The organism is Pseudomonas frederiksbergensis (assembly GCF_001952935.1).
GTDB classification, from domain to species: Bacteria; Pseudomonadota; Gammaproteobacteria; order Pseudomonadales; family Pseudomonadaceae; genus Aquipseudomonas; species Aquipseudomonas frederiksbergensis.
In genome coordinates this window covers 1,812,486-1,827,625 of sequence record NZ_CP018319.1, presented here as the reverse complement: position 1 = coordinate 1,827,625, position 15,140 = coordinate 1,812,486, and the positions used below count along the sequence as shown (strand labels likewise).

12 protein-coding genes are annotated in these 15,140 nt (G+C 60.2%); all 12 read left to right on the top strand.

Features of this window, described 5'->3' with window-relative positions:
• Positions 1–15 precede the first annotated feature (15 nt).
• Positions 16–1,515, top strand: a complete 1,500-nt coding sequence (locus PFAS1_RS08575) for a bifunctional ADP-dependent NAD(P)H-hydrate dehydratase/NAD(P)H-hydrate epimerase (RefSeq protein WP_076028861.1) — start codon at positions 16–18, stop codon at positions 1,513–1,515.
• Positions 1,503–1,973, top strand: a complete 471-nt coding sequence (gene tsaE, locus PFAS1_RS08570) for a tRNA (adenosine(37)-N6)-threonylcarbamoyltransferase complex ATPase subunit type 1 TsaE (protein ID WP_074873195.1) — start codon at positions 1,503–1,505, stop codon at positions 1,971–1,973. The genes PFAS1_RS08575 and tsaE overlap by 13 nt, the downstream gene beginning before the upstream one ends.
• Positions 1,974–2,003: 30 nt before the next feature.
• On the top strand, positions 2,004–3,401 hold the full coding sequence (locus tag PFAS1_RS08565) for an N-acetylmuramoyl-L-alanine amidase (RefSeq protein WP_418329257.1): 1,398 nt from the start codon (positions 2,004–2,006) through the stop codon (positions 3,399–3,401).
• Positions 3,398–5,308, top strand: coding sequence for a DNA mismatch repair endonuclease MutL (gene mutL, locus PFAS1_RS08560; protein ID WP_076028859.1), 1,911 nt, complete (start codon positions 3,398–3,400; stop codon positions 5,306–5,308). The genes PFAS1_RS08565 and mutL overlap by 4 nt, the downstream gene beginning before the upstream one ends.
• Positions 5,308–6,279 carry a tRNA (adenosine(37)-N6)-dimethylallyltransferase MiaA gene (gene miaA, locus PFAS1_RS08555; RefSeq protein ID WP_076028858.1) on the top strand — a complete coding sequence of 324 codons (972 nt, stop codon included), beginning with the start codon at positions 5,308–5,310 and terminating at the stop codon, positions 6,277–6,279. Before mutL ends, miaA begins: the two co-directional genes overlap by 1 nt.
• A gap of 94 nt (positions 6,280–6,373) precedes the next feature.
• Entirely contained in the window at positions 6,374–6,634 is a 261-nt protein-coding gene (gene hfq / locus PFAS1_RS08550; RefSeq protein WP_007902656.1) for an RNA chaperone Hfq, read from the top strand.
• A 12-nt stretch (positions 6,635–6,646) separates the two neighbouring features.
• The gene (gene hflX / locus PFAS1_RS08545; protein WP_076028857.1) at positions 6,647–7,948 is read left to right on the top strand and encodes a ribosome rescue GTPase HflX; all 1,302 of its coding nucleotides are present in this window, start codon (positions 6,647–6,649) and stop codon (positions 7,946–7,948) included.
• A 96-nt stretch (positions 7,949–8,044) separates the two neighbouring features.
• The gene (hflK, locus tag PFAS1_RS08540; RefSeq protein ID WP_074873211.1) at positions 8,045–9,217 is read left to right on the top strand and encodes an FtsH protease activity modulator HflK; all 1,173 of its coding nucleotides are present in this window, start codon (positions 8,045–8,047) and stop codon (positions 9,215–9,217) included.
• Positions 9,217–10,086 (top strand): protease modulator HflC, encoded by an 870-nt coding sequence (gene hflC / locus PFAS1_RS08535; RefSeq protein WP_056746351.1) that lies wholly within the window; start codon positions 9,217–9,219, stop codon positions 10,084–10,086. The genes hflK and hflC overlap by 1 nt, the downstream gene beginning before the upstream one ends.
• Before the next feature lie 315 nt (positions 10,087–10,401).
• Positions 10,402–11,589: an ATP phosphoribosyltransferase regulatory subunit gene (locus tag PFAS1_RS08530; RefSeq protein WP_076028856.1), complete on the top strand. Its 1,188-nt coding sequence runs from the start codon at positions 10,402–10,404 to the stop codon at positions 11,587–11,589.
• A gap of 54 nt (positions 11,590–11,643) precedes the next feature.
• Positions 11,644–12,933, top strand: a complete 1,290-nt coding sequence (locus PFAS1_RS08525) for an adenylosuccinate synthase (protein ID WP_074873214.1) — start codon at positions 11,644–11,646, stop codon at positions 12,931–12,933.
• A 149-nt stretch (positions 12,934–13,082) separates the two neighbouring features.
• Complete coding sequence (locus PFAS1_RS08520) at positions 13,083–15,017, top strand: methyl-accepting chemotaxis protein (RefSeq protein WP_076028855.1); 1,935 nt, start codon at positions 13,083–13,085, stop codon at positions 15,015–15,017.
• The last annotated feature ends 123 nt before the right edge of the window (positions 15,018–15,140 follow it).

Sequence of the window (15,140 nt, the reverse complement as noted above, 5' to 3'; positions counted from 1 at the left end):
GGAGCCCGAAGACGCATGCCGCACACTAAAGATGATTTACCCGACGCGCTGTATAGCGTCGCGCAAGTGCGAGCCCTCGATGCGAGCCTGATCGCGGCCGGCACGCCGGGCTTCGAATTGATGCAGCGCGCGGCGCGAGCGACCTGGCGTGCACTGGTCCGCCACTGGCCGTCGGCGAATGAACTAAGTGTTGTGGCTGGCCACGGCAACAACGCCGGCGACGGTTATCTGGTGGCCGTGCTGGCCCGACGTGCCGGCTGGCATGTGCGGGTATTGGCAGTCGGTGATCCCAAGCGTTTACAGGGTGATGCGGCATTAGCCCATGCTGAGGCTGTGTCCGAAGGTGTCGTGGTTCAAGCTTTCAGTGCGCAGTCAGAGTTGCGCGGTGTCGTACTGGATGCCTTGCTCGGCACCGGTCTGACAGGAGAGGTGCGAGAGCCCTACGCGGGCGCCATCGCGCTGATCAACGGCAGCGGGTTGCCGGTTGCGGCGGTGGATATCCCTTCGGGGTTGAGCGCTGATACCGGCCGAATACTCGGCGCGGCGGTGCGGGCGGACCTGACGGTGACGTTCATTGGCCTGAAACTGGGTCTGTTCACCGGCGATGCTGCGGACGTGGTCGGCGAGTTGGTATTCAACGATCTGCAAGCCTCCCCCGAGTCGTTTAACGGAGTCGCCATCAGTGCATGTCGCCTGACAGCCAGTTCCTTGCCGCGTCTGGCGGGCCGTGCTCCAACCTCCCATAAAGGCAAATTCGGCCACGTCCTGCTGATCGGCGGTGATCGCGGCTTTGGTGGCGCCATCCTGCTGAGCGCGCAAAGTGCCCTGCGCAGCGGTGCAGGCATGGTGTCTGTGGCGACGCGCAGTGAGCATGTTCCGGCCGCGCTGGCGAGAATTCCTGAAGCCATGGTGTTGGGCACTTCGTCGGCCAATCAGCTGATGGAACTGCTGCAAAAGGTTTCCGTGCTGGTGGTCGGCCCAGGCTTGGGTCAGGCTTCCTGGGGGCGCAGCCTTTTGTCGGCGGCTGCCAATGCGCCGCTGCCGCAAGTCTGGGACGCCGATGCATTGAATCTGCTTGCCACAGAGCACGTGAGCTTGCCCAGGGATTGTGTGATCACCCCACATCCGGGCGAGGCGGCGCGCTTGTTGGGGATGAGTACTGCCCAAGTGCAGGCCGATCGTCCTGCGGCGGCTCACGCATTGAGCAAAAAATATACAGCTGTCGTGGTGCTCAAAGGCGCCGGCAGCTTGATCGCCAGTCCCGATGGGCGACTGGCGTTGTGTCATCAGGGCCATCCGGCCATGGCCACCGCCGGTTTGGGTGATGTGCTGGCCGGTCTGGTTGGCGCGTTGCTGGCGCAAGGCATGGCAGCGTTCGACGCCGCCTGCCTGGCCGTCTGGCTGCACGCCAATGCTGGCGCGCAAGAAGGTAAATCGGGCCGTGGGCTGGCGGCCAGTGATCTGATTCCAGCCATTCGTCAGTTGTTGGAGGAGCAAACCCCGTGTCTGAAGTAACCCTGTACCTGGCTGATGAAGAGGCGATGACCGCGTTTGGCGCACGCATCGCACAAACCACTGAAGGGCACGGTCTGATTTTTCTCGAGGGCGATCTGGGCGCGGGGAAAACCACGCTGTCCCGGGGCATCATCAGGGGGCTGGGGCATCAAGGGTCGGTAAAAAGCCCTACGTTTACCTTGGTCGAACCCTACGAGATTGGTGACATCCGGGCCTTCCATTTCGACCTCTATCGCTTGGTCGACCCTGAGGAGCTGGAGTACCTCGGCATCCGCGACTACTTCGAAGACGACGCGTTGTGCCTGATCGAGTGGCCCGAAAAAGGTGCAGGCTTTTTGCCAAAGCCCGACCTGACCATTACCATTAGCCCGCAAGATGGCGGGCGTTCGCTGAAAATTTTGTCCCAGGGCTCGCGTGGCGAGTCGTGGTGTGCCGCTTTGGCATTGGAAACCAATTAAATGATGGGGTTAGGTATGCGCTTTCGCGCGATGGTAGCTGCCGTAGGATTGTTGTTTTTGGCGGTGACCGTCGATGCTGTGGCCGCGACGAAGGTCAACAGCGTTCGCCTGTGGCGAGCTCCGGACAACACGCGACTGGTGTTCGACCTGACCGGGCCTGTCCAGCACAGTGTCTTTACCCTGACCGCCCCGGATCGGCTGGTCATCGACATCAATGGCGCGACTCTGGGGGCGCCGCTGAACGTCAACAGCTCGAACACTCCGATCACCGCCATGCGCTCGGCTCAACGTACCCCGACCGACCTGCGGGTGGTCATCGACCTGAAAAAAGCCGTGACGCCGAAAAGTTTTACCTTGGCGCCAAACGCCCAGTACGGCAATCGCCTGGTGGTCGACTTGTTCGACAACGCTGCCGATGCCGCGCCCATTCCGGCGCCGACCAATGTTGCGACGGTAGCCCCGGTGCCGGTCACTCCGGTGGAGCCTCCGGTAAAACTGCCGCCAGCCCCGGCCGGCAAGCGCGACATTATTGTCGTCATCGATGCCGGTCACGGCGGCGAAGACCCGGGTGCCTCCGGCTCTCGCGGTCAGCGTGAAAAAGACGTGGTACTGGCCATCGCCCGTGAACTGCAGCGTCAGGTCAACGGCATGAAAGGCTTCCGCGCCGAACTGACCCGCACCGGCGACTATTTCATCCCACTGCGCGGCCGTACCGAAATCGCCCGCAAGAAGGGCGCCGACCTGTTCGTTTCGATCCACGCCGACGCCGCACCTTCGGCCGCAGCCTTCGGTGCCTCAGTGTTTGCCCTGTCTGATCGCGGTGCTACCTCGGAAACGGCCCGTTGGCTGGCCGACAGCGAAAACCGTTCCGACTTGATCGGTGGTGCCGGCAACGTCAGCCTCGACGACAAGGACCGCATGCTGGCGGGCGTGCTGCTTGACCTGTCGATGACGGCTTCCCTGACTTCTAGCCTGAACGTCGGCCAGAAAGTCCTGAGCAACATCGGCCGCGTCACGCCGTTGCACAAACAGCGCGTGGAGCAGGCCGGGTTCATGGTGCTGAAGTCGCCGGACATTCCTTCGATCCTGGTGGAAACCGGGTTCATCTCCAACGCCAACGAAGCGTCCAAGCTTGCCGCAGCGAACCACCAGCAAGCGCTGGCGCGTTCGATCAGCAGCGGCGTGCGCCAGTTCTTCCAGCAAAACCCACCGCCGGGCACCTACATCGCCTGGCTGCGCGACTCCGGTGGGATCGCCCAAGGTCCGCGTGACCATCGGGTGAACCCCGGCGAGACGCTGGCGATGATTGCCGTGCGATATCAGGTGTCTCCGGCCACGCTGCGCAGCGCCAACAAGCTGTCGAGTGATGAGCTCAAGGTCGGTCAGCACTTGACCATCCCTGGCACTGAGCTGGCGGCCAAAGAATGAACCAGGTGCTGACCAACACGGCTCGTATCGAGCTGCTCAGCCCGCGACTGGCGAACCAGATTGCCGCCGGTGAGGTGGTTGAGCGCCCGGCTTCGGTGATCAAGGAGTTGCTGGAAAACAGCCTCGACTCCGGCGCCAGGCGTATCGATGTCGATGTGGAGCAGGGCGGCGTCAAGCTGCTGCGGGTGCGCGACGATGGTAGCGGCATTTCTTCCGATGACTTGCCGCTGGCTTTGGCGCGACATGCCACCAGCAAAATCCGCAATCTGGAAGACCTCGAACAGGTCATGAGCCTGGGCTTTCGCGGTGAGGCACTCGCGTCGATCAGCTCCGTGGCGCGCCTGACCCTGACATCCCGCACCAAAGACGCTGATCAGGCCTGGCAGGTCGAAACCGAAGGCCGGGACATGGCGCCTCGCGTGCAGCCGGCGGCCCATCCGGTGGGCACCTCGGTGGAAGTGCGTGACTTGTTTTTCAACACCCCGGCACGCCGCAAGTTTCTCAAAACCGAAAAAACTGAATTCGATCACCTGCAAGAAGTGATCAAGCGTCTGGCGTTAGCGCGGTTCGACGTGGCGTTCCATCTGCGCCACAACGGCAAGACCATCCTCAGCCTGCATGAAGCCCATGACGACGCGGCCCGTGCCCGGCGTGTGGCGGCGATTTGCGGTTCGGGTTTCCTCGAGCAGGCGCTGCCGATCGAGATAGAGCGCAATGGCCTGCATTTGTGGGGCTGGGTCGGTTTGCCGACATTCAACCGCAGCCAGGCGGATTTGCAGTACTTCTTCGTAAATGGCCGCGCCGTACGCGACAAACTGGTGGCCCACGCGGTGCGCCAGGCCTATCGCGACGTGTTGTTCAACGGTCGGCACCCGACGTTCGTGCTGTTTTTCGAAGTCGATCCGGCGGGCGTTGACGTCAACGTGCACCCGACCAAGCACGAAGTGCGCTTCCGTGACGGACGCATGGTTCACGATTTCCTCTACGGCACCCTGCACCGCGCCTTGGGCGATGTGCGGCCGGAAGACCATCTGGCCGCGCCTGTCGCGACCGCGATCGTTCGACCTACCGGCATTGATGCTGGCGAATTCGGTCCACAGGGCGAAATGCGTCTGGCGGCCAATGCCTTGCTGGAACAGCCTCAAGCCCAGCCGTCGTTCAATACGCCGGCCGGCTCGGGCGCGGGTGCCGGTTATCAATATCAGTACTCGCCGCGGCCTCAATCCGGTGTGCCGGTTGCTGAGGCCCAGGCAGCGTATCGCGAGTTTTTTGCACCGTTGCCAGAAGCCAACGCGGTAGCGCTGCCGGCCGGGCAGGACGATGTTCCGCCGCTGGGTTATGCATTGGCGCAGCTCAAAGGCATTTATATTCTTTCGGAAAACGCCCAGGGCCTGGTGCTGGTGGACATGCACGCGGCTCATGAGCGGATCATGTACGAGCGCCTGAAAATCGCCATGGCCAGCGAAGGCCTGAGCGGTCAGCCGCTGCTGGTGCCGGAGTCGCTGGCGGTCAGTCAGCGTGAAGCCGATTGCGCCGAAGAACACGTCGCGTGGTTCCAGCGCCTGGGCTTTGAATTGCAGCGTCTGGGGCCGGAATCCCTGGCGATCCGGCAGATTCCGGCCTTGCTCAAACAAGCTGAAGCCAATCGATTGGTCAGTGACGTTCTGGCGGACTTGATGGAATACGGCACCAGCGACCGGATTCAGGCGCACCTGAACGAACTGCTCGGCACCATGGCCTGCCACGGTGCGATTCGGGCGAATCGGCGTCTGGCGATCCCGGAAATGAACGGTCTGCTGCGCGATATGGAAAACACTGAACGCAGCGGTCAATGCAACCATGGCCGACCGACCTGGACCCAACTGGGCCTGGACGATCTGGACAAACTGTTCCTGCGCGGTCGTTGATGAACCAGCTCCCTCCTGCGATTTTCCTGATGGGCCCGACCGCCGCCGGCAAGACCGACCTGGCCATCGAACTCACCAAAGTCTTGCCGTGTGAGCTGATCAGCGTCGATTCGGCGCTGGTCTACCGTGGCATGGACATCGGCACCGCCAAGCCTTCAAAAGAGCTTTTGGCTGAATTTCCACACCGTTTGATCGATATTCTTGATCCGGCAGAGAGTTATTCGGCCGCCGATTTCCGTCGTGATGCCCTCCAAGCCATGGCCGAGATCACCGCGCGGGGCAAAATCCCGCTGCTGGTGGGCGGCACAATGCTCTATTACAAGGCTTTGGTTGAAGGTCTGGCAGACATGCCGGCGGCTGACCCGGCCATTCGCGCACAGATCGAAGAAGAGGCCGCACGCCTTGGCTGGCAAGCCCTGCACGATCAATTGGCAGTCATCGATCCGCAATCTGCGGCGCGTATTCATCCGAACGATCCGCAGCGACTGAGTCGAGCGCTGGAAGTTTATCGCGTCAGCGGCCAGAGCATGACTGCACTAAGGTTGCAACAATCTGCGCAAAGTACTGAAGCAGCCGCCTCTGGACTGCAACAATTGCCCTATACTGTCGCGAACTTGGCCATTGCTCCGGCAAATCGCCAGGTATTGCACGAGCGAATTAAACAAAGATTCACGAATATGTTGGAACAGGGATTCATCGACGAGGTCGTAGCCCTGCGAGATAGAGGTGACCTGCATTCGGGGATGCCGTCTATACGTGCAGTAGGCTACCGACAAGTCTGGGATTACCTGGATGGCAAGCTGACGCAAGCCGAGATGCAGGAGCGTGGAATCATTGCCACGCGCCAATTGGCGAAGCGCCAGTTCACCTGGCTGCGCAGTTGGGCTGATTTACATTGGTTGGACAGCCTCGATTGCGACAATCTGCCGCGCGCCTTGAAATACCTTGGGACCATCTCCATATTGAGCTGAGTCCTTGCAATTGCCGTCTATCCTTGGGGGTGTGACGGCCCCAAGCCATCTGTTTACCTATTTTTTATATTGAATCCTTAAAGGAGTGCGGCACATGTCAAAAGGGCATTCGCTACAAGACCCTTACTTGAATACTTTACGTAAAGAGAAAGTGGGGGTTTCCATCTACCTGGTCAACGGGATCAAGCTGCAAGGCACGATCGAGTCTTTCGACCAGTTCGTTATCCTGCTGAAAAACACCGTCAGCCAGATGGTTTACAAACACGCTATCTCTACAGTGGTGCCGGTTCGTCCAATTCGTCTGCCTAGCGCAACCGAATCCGAAGCGGGTGACGCTGAGCCAGGTAACGCCTGATAGGAGTCTCCTTTGTTCTTTGAGCGCCACGGTGGTGGTGAGCGAGTGATCCTCGTTCACTTGGATGGACAGGACCCTGAGGCGCGCGAAGATCCGCAGGAGTTTCAGGAGTTGGCTAATTCGGCCGGCGCCGAGACCGTTGCGTTTTTTAACGTGCCGCGTCATCGGCCAACCGCCAAATTCCTGATTGGCAGCGGCAAGGTCGAGGAGCTGCGCGACCTGGTCAAGGCCGAAGAGGCCGATCTGGTGATTTTCAATCACATCCTCACGCCCAGTCAGGAACGTAACCTCGAACGTGTTTTCGAGTGTCGCGTGATCGACCGTACCGGTCTGATTCTCGATATTTTCGCCCAACGCGCCCGTACCCATGAAGGCAAGCTCCAGGTAGAACTGGCCCAGCTTGACCACATGAGCACCCGGCTGGTTCGTGGCTGGACCCACCTTGAGCGTCAGGGTGGCGGTATCGGTATGCGTGGCCCGGGTGAAACCCAGCTGGAAACCGACCGCCGTTTGCTGCGGGTACGCCTGCGACAGATCAAGGGCCGACTGGAAAAAGTGCGCAGTCAGCGCGAACAGTCGCGACGCGGCCGTTCGCGTGCGGATATTCCTACCGTGTCCCTTGTGGGCTATACCAACGCCGGCAAATCCACGCTCTTCAATAACGTGACGAAATCCGACGTGTACGCGGCTGACCAGTTGTTTGCCACGCTGGACCCGACCTTGCGCCGTCTGGAACTCGACGACCTGGGGCCGATTGTCCTGGCCGATACGGTGGGTTTCATACGCCACTTGCCCCACAAACTGGTTGAGGCATTTCGGTCTACGCTCGAAGAGTCGAGCAACTCAGATTTGCTGTTGCACGTGATCGATGCGGCCGAACCGGATCGCATGTTGCAGATCGAGCAAGTGATGGTGGTGCTGGGCGAGATCGGTGCCCAGGACTTGCCGATCCTCGAGGTCTATAACAAACTCGATTTGCTTGAAGGCGTTGAGCCACAAATCCAGCGCGACGAAAACGGCAAGCCCCAACGGGTCTGGCTATCGGCGCGTGATGGCAGTGGTCTGGAATTGCTTGAGCAAGCCATTGCCGAGTTGCTGGGCGGTGATTTGTTTGTTGGCACCTTGCGTTTGCCGCAACGTTTTGCTCGACTGCGTGCGCAGTTTTTCGAACTCGGTGCGGTGCAGAAAGAAGAACACGACGAAGAAGGCATCAGCCTGCTGGCCGTTCGCTTGCCACGGGTTGAGTTGAATCGACTGGTGAGTCGCGAAGGTCTGCAACCGATGGAATTCCTCGAACAACACACTTTGCAATAAAAGCCTGAAAAAGCGGTTGTGCCGCGGTGACAGGCATTCTGTAGCATTGGTCGGCGCGCCGTGGGTGCGTCTTTGCTTTATCAGATGGAGAGCGCTATGGCTTGGAATGAGCCGGGTGGCAACTCGAATAATCAGGATCCTTGGGGTGGCAAGCGCCGCAATAACGGCGACCGCAAGGGACCACCGGATCTCGACGAGGCCTTCCGAAAGCTGCAGGAAAGCCTGAACGGGTTGTTCGGTGGTGGTAAGAAACGCGGTGATGACGGGGGCGGTTCGGGCAGGAGTAGCGGCTTCGGCGGTCTGCTCGGCATCGGCCTGGTCGTGTTGGCGGCCGTATGGTTGTACAGCGCGGTCTACGTCGTCGACGAGCAGGAGCAAGCCGTGGTGCTGCGCTTCGGCAAGTACTACGAAACTGTCGGCCCGGGTCTGAACATCTATTTCCCGCCGCTCGATCGCAAGTACCTGGAAAACGTCACGCGTGAGCGTGCCTATACCAAGCAGGGTCAAATGCTCACTGAAGACGAGAACATCGTCGAAGTGCCGCTGACCGTGCAGTACAAGATCAGCAACCTGCAGGACTTCGTGCTGAGCGTTGATCAGCCGGAAATCAGCCTTCAGCACGCGACCGAAAGTGCCTTGCGCCACGTGGTGGGTTCCACCGCGATGGATCAGGTGCTGACCGAAGGTCGTGAATTGATGGCCAGCGAAATCAAGGAGCGTCTGCAACGCTTCATGGATACCTATCGCACCGGCATCACCGTCACCCAGGTCAACGTACAGAGCGCAGCCGCACCGCGTGAAGTACAGGAAGCCTTTGATGACGTGATCCGCGCCCGTGAAGACGAGCAGCGTTCGCGCAACCAGGCTGAAACCTATGCCAACGGCGTCGTGCCGGAAGCCCGTGGTCAGGCCCAGCGCATCATCGAAGATGCCAATGGTTACCGTGACGAAACCGTCTCGCGCGCCAAGGGTGAGGCCGATCGCTTCACCAAACTGGTGGCCGAATACCGCAAGGCACCTGAAGTCACCCGTGAGCGTCTGTACCTGGACACCATGCAGGAAGTCTTCAGCAACACCAGCAAGGTTCTCGTGACCGGCAACAAGAATGGCCAGAGCAATCTGCTGTACTTGCCGCTGGACAAGATGGTCGAAAGTGGTCGCAACACCAGCACTTCGGTGACCGGTGCGGCAGCCAGCAGCAATGAAGCGAATGCGCGTGCGGCAGCCGATCTGCAGCAACAGCCAGCACGTACCAGGGAGAGTCGCTGATGAGCAATAAATCGCTGATCGCCCTTATTGTCGGCGTCGTCGTGGCGATCGCTGCCTGGAACTGCTTCTACATCGTGGCTCAGACCGAGCGTGCGGTGCTGCTGCAGTTCGGTCGCGTGGTCCAGGCTGATGTTCAGCCAGGTCTGCATGTGAAAGTGCCTTACGTTAACCAGGTGCGCAAATTCGACGCACGCCTGATGACACTGGATGCACCGACACAGCGCTTCCTGACGCTGGAAAAGAAAGCCGTGATGGTCGATGCCTACGCCAAGTGGCGCGTGAAAGATGCCGAGCGCTTCTACACCGCGACTTCCGGCCTCAAGCAGATTGCCGACGAGCGTCTTTCCCGTCGTCTGGAGTCGGGCCTGCGTGACCAGTTCGGTAAGCGCACGCTGCATGAAGTGGTGTCCGGTGAGCGCGATGCGCTGATGACCGATATCACGGCTTCGCTGAACAAGATGGCGGAAAAAGAGCTGGGCATCGAAGTTGTCGATGTTCGGGTCAAGGCCATTGATCTGCCGAAAGAAGTGAACCGCAGCGTGTTCGAACGCATGAGTTCCGAGCGTGAGCGTGAAGCTCGCGAGCACCGCGCCAAGGGTAACGAGCTGTCAGAAGGCATTCGTGCCGACGCTGATCGTCAGCGCCGCGTGTTGCTGGCTGAAGCCTATCGTGAATCTGAAGAGGTTCGCGGTGATGGTGATGCCCAGGCCGCTGCGATCTACTCCAAGGCCTACGGCCAGGACCAGGAGTTCTACGGTTTCTACCGTAGCCTGCGTGCCTACCGTGAAAGCTTCGCGAACAAATCCGACGTCATGGTCCTGGACCCAAGCAGCGACTTCTTCCGTTACCTGGAAAAAGCCAAGCCTTGATACAACGTTGACCTGAATCATCCCCCGCCTGGCGGCTAACACCTCGGGCGGGGTGATCCTTTGGGAAAACGTGTGTATGATGCGGCAGCCGGGAAATTCCCGGCTTTTTTGCGTCTGCACGTTTGATTGCTGTTTTTATGCAGGCGTGCGAGTTGAATGACTCGACAGGTTTTTCGAGGAAAGTGGTTGGTGAAGCCGATTTCAGGCTTTTCGCCGCGTTGTTCATGCGCGTTTTTTGCGCATGAGCCGATCATTTTCTGCTTCACTCAAGGCTCGCCCAAAGGCTTGCCGCCCGGATCATAGGGGAATGGCGTAATGGCAACGGTAGACCGCTGGCTGCTGCCAGATGGCATCGAAGAAGTACTGCCACCAGAAGCGGCGCGCATTGAAGTCGCGCGTCGTCAGGTGTTGGATCTGTTCCAGAGCTGGGGTTACGAGTTTGTCGTGACTCCCCATATCGAGTACCTGGAATCCCTGCTGACCGGCGCGGGCCAGGACCTCGATCTGCGTACCTTCAAGGTCATCGACCCGCAATCGGGCCGGCAGATGGGTTTCCGTGCCGACATCACGCCGCAAGTGGCGCGTATCGATGCGCACACCTTGCGTCGCGAAGGCCCGAGCCGTCTGTGTTATGCCGGTAGCGTGCTGCACGCTCAGCCGCGCGCCTTGTCTTCCTCGCGCAGCCCGATCCAGCTGGGCGCCGAGTTGTACGGCGATGCCAGCCCGAGCAGCGACGTGGAAGTCATCAGCCTGATGTTGGCTATGCTGCAACTGGCCGATGTGCCGGATGTGCACATGGACCTCGGTCATGTGGGTATCTACCGCGGCCTGGCTCGCGCCGCCGGTTTGTCCGGTGAAGTCGAGCAACAGTTGTTCGACGCGTTGCAACGCAAGGCCATCGACGAGGTCATTACCTTGACCGAAGGCCTGCCTGCCGATCTGTCGGGCATGCTGCGGGCGCTGGTCGATCTGTGTGGCGGCCGTGAAGTATTGAGCGCTGCCCGCGAGCGCCTGGCGAATGCGCCGGCGCCAGTATTGGCGGCTCTGGATGACTTGCTGGCGATTGCCGAGCGTCTGTCCACGCGTTTCCCTGAGTTGCCGTTGTATTTCGACCTGGGCGAGTTGCGCGGCTACCACTACCACACCGGTGTGGTGTTCGCTGTATTCGTACCGGGTGTTGGCCAGTCCATTGCTCAGGGGGGGCGTTACGACGACATCGGTGCCGACTTCGGTCGCGCCCGTCCGGCAACCGGCTTCTCTACCGATTTGAAAACCCTGGTGACCCTGGGGCGTGCTGAGATCGAGTTACCGTCTGGCGGTATCTGGATGCCTGACAGTACGGATGCCGCTCTCTGGCAGCGGGTTTGCCAGTTGCGCAGTGAGGGTCAGCGTGTCGTTCAGGCGTTGCCTGGACAACCTTTGGCCGCCGCCCGTGAAGCGGACTGCGACCGGCAATTGATTCAGCAGAACGGGCTTTGGCAAGTATCGCCACTGGCTTCTTGAGTTTTCCTGCCGGCTGCCGCCGGCACCAAGTTTGCGCGAATGAGGACAAGTGTTATGGGTAAGAATGTCGTAGTCCTGGGCACCCAATGGGGTGATGAGGGCAAAGGCAAGATCGTTGATCTGCTGACCGAACATGCTGCCGCCGTAGTGCGCTACCAGGGTGGCCACAACGCTGGTCACACCCTGGTGATCGACGGCGAAAAAACCGTCTTGCACCTGATTCCGTCGGGCGTGCTGCGCGAAGGCGTGCAGTGTCTGATCGGCAACGGCGTGGTGGTTGCACCCGACGCCTTGCTGCGGGAAATCATCAAGCTGGAAGAGAAAGGCGTACCGGTGCGCGAGCGCCTGCGTATCAGCCCGTCCTGCCCGCTGATCCTGTCCTTCCACGTAGCGCTGGACCAGGCCCGTGAAAAGGCCCGTGGCGAACTGAAGATCGGTACGACCGGTCGCGGCATCGGCCCGGCGTACGAAGACAAGGTTGCACGTCGTGGCCTGCGTGTGGGTGACCTGCTCAACATGCCGCGCTTTGAAGACAAACTGCGTGAACTGGTGGACTACCACAACTTCATGCTGGTCGGTTATTACAAAGAGCCTGCCATCGAGTTCGAAAAAACCCTGGCCGAGTGCAAGGAATACGCTGAGCTGCTCAAGCCGCTGATGCTGGACGTGACCGCCGAGCTGCACGACCTGCGTCGCGCCGGCAAAGACATCATGTTCGAAGGCGCCCAAGGTTCGTTGCTCGACATCGACCACGGTACCTATCCGTACGTGACCAGCTCCAACACCACCGCAGGTGGCGTGGCGACCGGTTCGGGCGTTGGTCCGATGTTCCTGGATTACATCCTGGGCATCACCAAGGCTTACACCACTCGCGTAGGTTCGGGTCCATTCCCGACTGAGCTGTTTGATGAAGTGGGTGCTCACCTGGCCAAACAAGGTCACGAGTTCGGTGCTACCACCGGCCGTGCCCGTCGTTGCGGCTGGTTCGACGCCGTTATCCTGCGTCGTGCCATCGATGTGAACAGCATCTCGGGCATCTGCCTGACCAAGCTCGACGTGCTCGACGGCCTCGAAACCATCAACATCTGCGTCGGCTACAAAGATGCGCAAGGCAATGCCGTTGCCCCGACTGATGCTGACAGCTACGTGGGCCTGCAGCCTGTGTACGAAGAAGTGCCGGGCTGGACCGAATCGACTGTGGGTGCCAAAACCATGGAAGAGCTGCCAGCTAACGCCCGTGCTTACATCAAGCGCGTTGAAGAACTGATCGGTGCGCCGATCGACATTATTTCGACGGGCCCGGACCGCAACGAAACCATCGTTTTGCGTCATCCGTTCGCTTAATAAGTCGTTGATGTAAAACACAAAGGTCCCTCATTTGGGGCCTTTGTCGTATCTGTCTGTCGGACGGCACGACCTTTGCTGTGATGTTGATTAAAAGCATCGCTTCCAGTGCGCCATCAATTTAATGGCGCCAAGCAGAGGGATTTTAAGTGTCAGCCATTCTCTCACTGTTACAAAGCCGTCTATTGCGGCCTGTGTTCGTTACCCTGGGTATCGCCCTTTTGGTGCAAGTGCTTGTAGCTGTCGCTCTGACTCGGAGCACAGTGACCGCGCTCGAAGCCGATCTGGGTGTGCGCCTGGGTGCCGACAGTCAAAAACTTTCCGGGGAACTTGAGCAGGCGGGGCGTGAAGTCACGTCGAGCCTCGATAGCCTTTCTACCAGCACGCGTCAGCGTCTTGCGACGGGTTTGTCCTCGCGATTGAAGGACGAACAAGCACAGCTGCGTGCGACGCTGGAGAAGGATCTGAAGGACTCCGCCAACGATATGGCGCAGCTTCTGGCTTCGGTCGCACCTCGGGCCATGTGGGACAGCGACGTTCCAACCCTGTCCGAATTCGCCCGCCGGGCACAGCGCAATCCCAACGTGCTGTTCGTAATCTACGACGACGCTACCGGCCAGCACCTGACGCGCTACCTGAACCGCGAGAACCCGATCAACAAAGCGCTGCTGGAGAAAGGCCAGGGCGAGCGCGCATTGGACAAAGTGCTGGATGCGGCGAAGAACGATCCGTCGGTCTACTACCTCGAAGCCTCCATCAGCCCCAATGGCGTGGAAATCGGCAAGGTCTTGATGGGCGTCTCCACTGCTTCCGTGGAAGTCGATCTGGCAGCCCTCGACAAGCGCTTCTCGGCGCTGATCGCCAGCAGTGATCAATTGGTAGGCGACAGTCTCAAAGGCGCGGCGGCTGACAGTGCGGCAGCGATGGGCGCGCGCCTGAAGTCGGCGCAGTCCACGGCTTCAGAGATGCAGGCCAACACCACCAGCACCGTGCAGGAAGCAGCGGGCACCTTGCGCTGGCGCATCGGCATGGGCCTGGCGGTGGTGGGCTTCGGCGTATTGCTGTTGCTGGCCGTGGTGCTGGGTCGTCGCGTGGTCAATCGCCTGAAGCTGCTGATTGCGGCCATGGATGACCTGGCGGCGGGCGAGGGCGACCTGACCAAGCGAGTACAGATCAACAGTAAGGACGAAATCGGCGACATGGCTTCGGCGGTCAATCGCTTTGTGGATAAGTTGCAGCCGATCGTGCGCGAAGCGGGCGATGTAGCTCAGCGTACCGGCGTGGAAATCGGCGCCATGACTTTACGCAATGCCGGGGCCGACAAAGCGGCGGGCATGCAGCGCGATGAAGTGGCCGAGAGCCTGCGTGCGTTGTCGCAAATGGCTGACGAAGCCCAGTCTGAAAGTCATGCCATGCAGGCGGCCTTGCAGCAAGTGGTGGATATTCGTTCGGCCACGGATGAAAACACGCGGACCTCGGCGAAAGTCGGCGGCCTGATCGAGGCGTTGGCCGGGCAGGTCGACACCGGGGCGAAAGTCATCGAACGACTGGCACAGCAGAGTGAGCAGATTGAAGTGGTGTTGACGGTGATTCACGGGATCGCCGAGCAAACCAACCTGCTGGCGCTGAACGCGGCCATCGAAGCGGCGCGTGCGGGCGAGACTGGTCGCGGGTTTGCCGTGGTCGCTGACGAGGTGCGAGCGCTGGCGAGCAAGACGCAGAGCTCCACTGGCGACATTCAGGCGCACATCGTTGCCTTGCAAAAGGGGGCGCGTGAAGCGGTGGCAGCGATCGGTCAGGCCGGGCGCCAAGCCAGCGAAGGTTTGCTGGTGCTGCGTGACAGTGCGCGGTTGCAGCAATCGGTGCAGGCGTCGGTCGAGCAGGTGCATGCGGCGATTGGTCTGGCAACGCAGGCCGCGGCGCATCAGGCGCAAGGCGCGCAAGCGGTGCGCGGTCGGGTTGAAACCATTCATGCACAGGCTGAGAAAGCGGCTCAAGCAGTGGTGGAAACCACGGCCAGCGGCAAGGTGCTGGATGGGTTGGCGGCGCAGTTGAAGGCGAGTCTGGGGCAGTTCAGGGCTTAAACTTGTATTGATTGGGCTGGTTTCTTCGCGAGCAAGCCCGCTCCCAAAGTGATGGTTGGTGGGCACAAGATTTGTGAACACATCAGATCAAATGTGGGAGCGGGCTTGCTCGCGAAGGTAATC

Coding starts and splice junctions, on each gene's coding strand:
- PFAS1_RS08575 (WP_076028861.1), top strand. CDS start 16: ATGCCGCACACTAAAGATGATTTACCCGACGCGCTGTATAGCGTCGCG.
- PFAS1_RS08565 (WP_418329257.1), top strand. CDS start 2,004: ATGGTAGCTGCCGTAGGATTGTTGTTTTTGGCGGTGACCGTCGATGCT.
- mutL (WP_076028859.1), top strand. CDS start 3,398: ATGAACCAGGTGCTGACCAACACGGCTCGTATCGAGCTGCTCAGCCCG.
- miaA (WP_076028858.1), top strand. CDS start 5,308: ATGAACCAGCTCCCTCCTGCGATTTTCCTGATGGGCCCGACCGCCGCC.
- hfq (WP_007902656.1), top strand. CDS start 6,374: ATGTCAAAAGGGCATTCGCTACAAGACCCTTACTTGAATACTTTACGT.
- hflK (WP_074873211.1), top strand. CDS start 8,045: ATGGCTTGGAATGAGCCGGGTGGCAACTCGAATAATCAGGATCCTTGG.
- hflC (WP_056746351.1), top strand. CDS start 9,217: ATGAGCAATAAATCGCTGATCGCCCTTATTGTCGGCGTCGTCGTGGCG.
- PFAS1_RS08530 (WP_076028856.1), top strand. CDS start 10,402: ATGGCAACGGTAGACCGCTGGCTGCTGCCAGATGGCATCGAAGAAGTA.
- PFAS1_RS08525 (WP_074873214.1), top strand. CDS start 11,644: ATGGGTAAGAATGTCGTAGTCCTGGGCACCCAATGGGGTGATGAGGGC.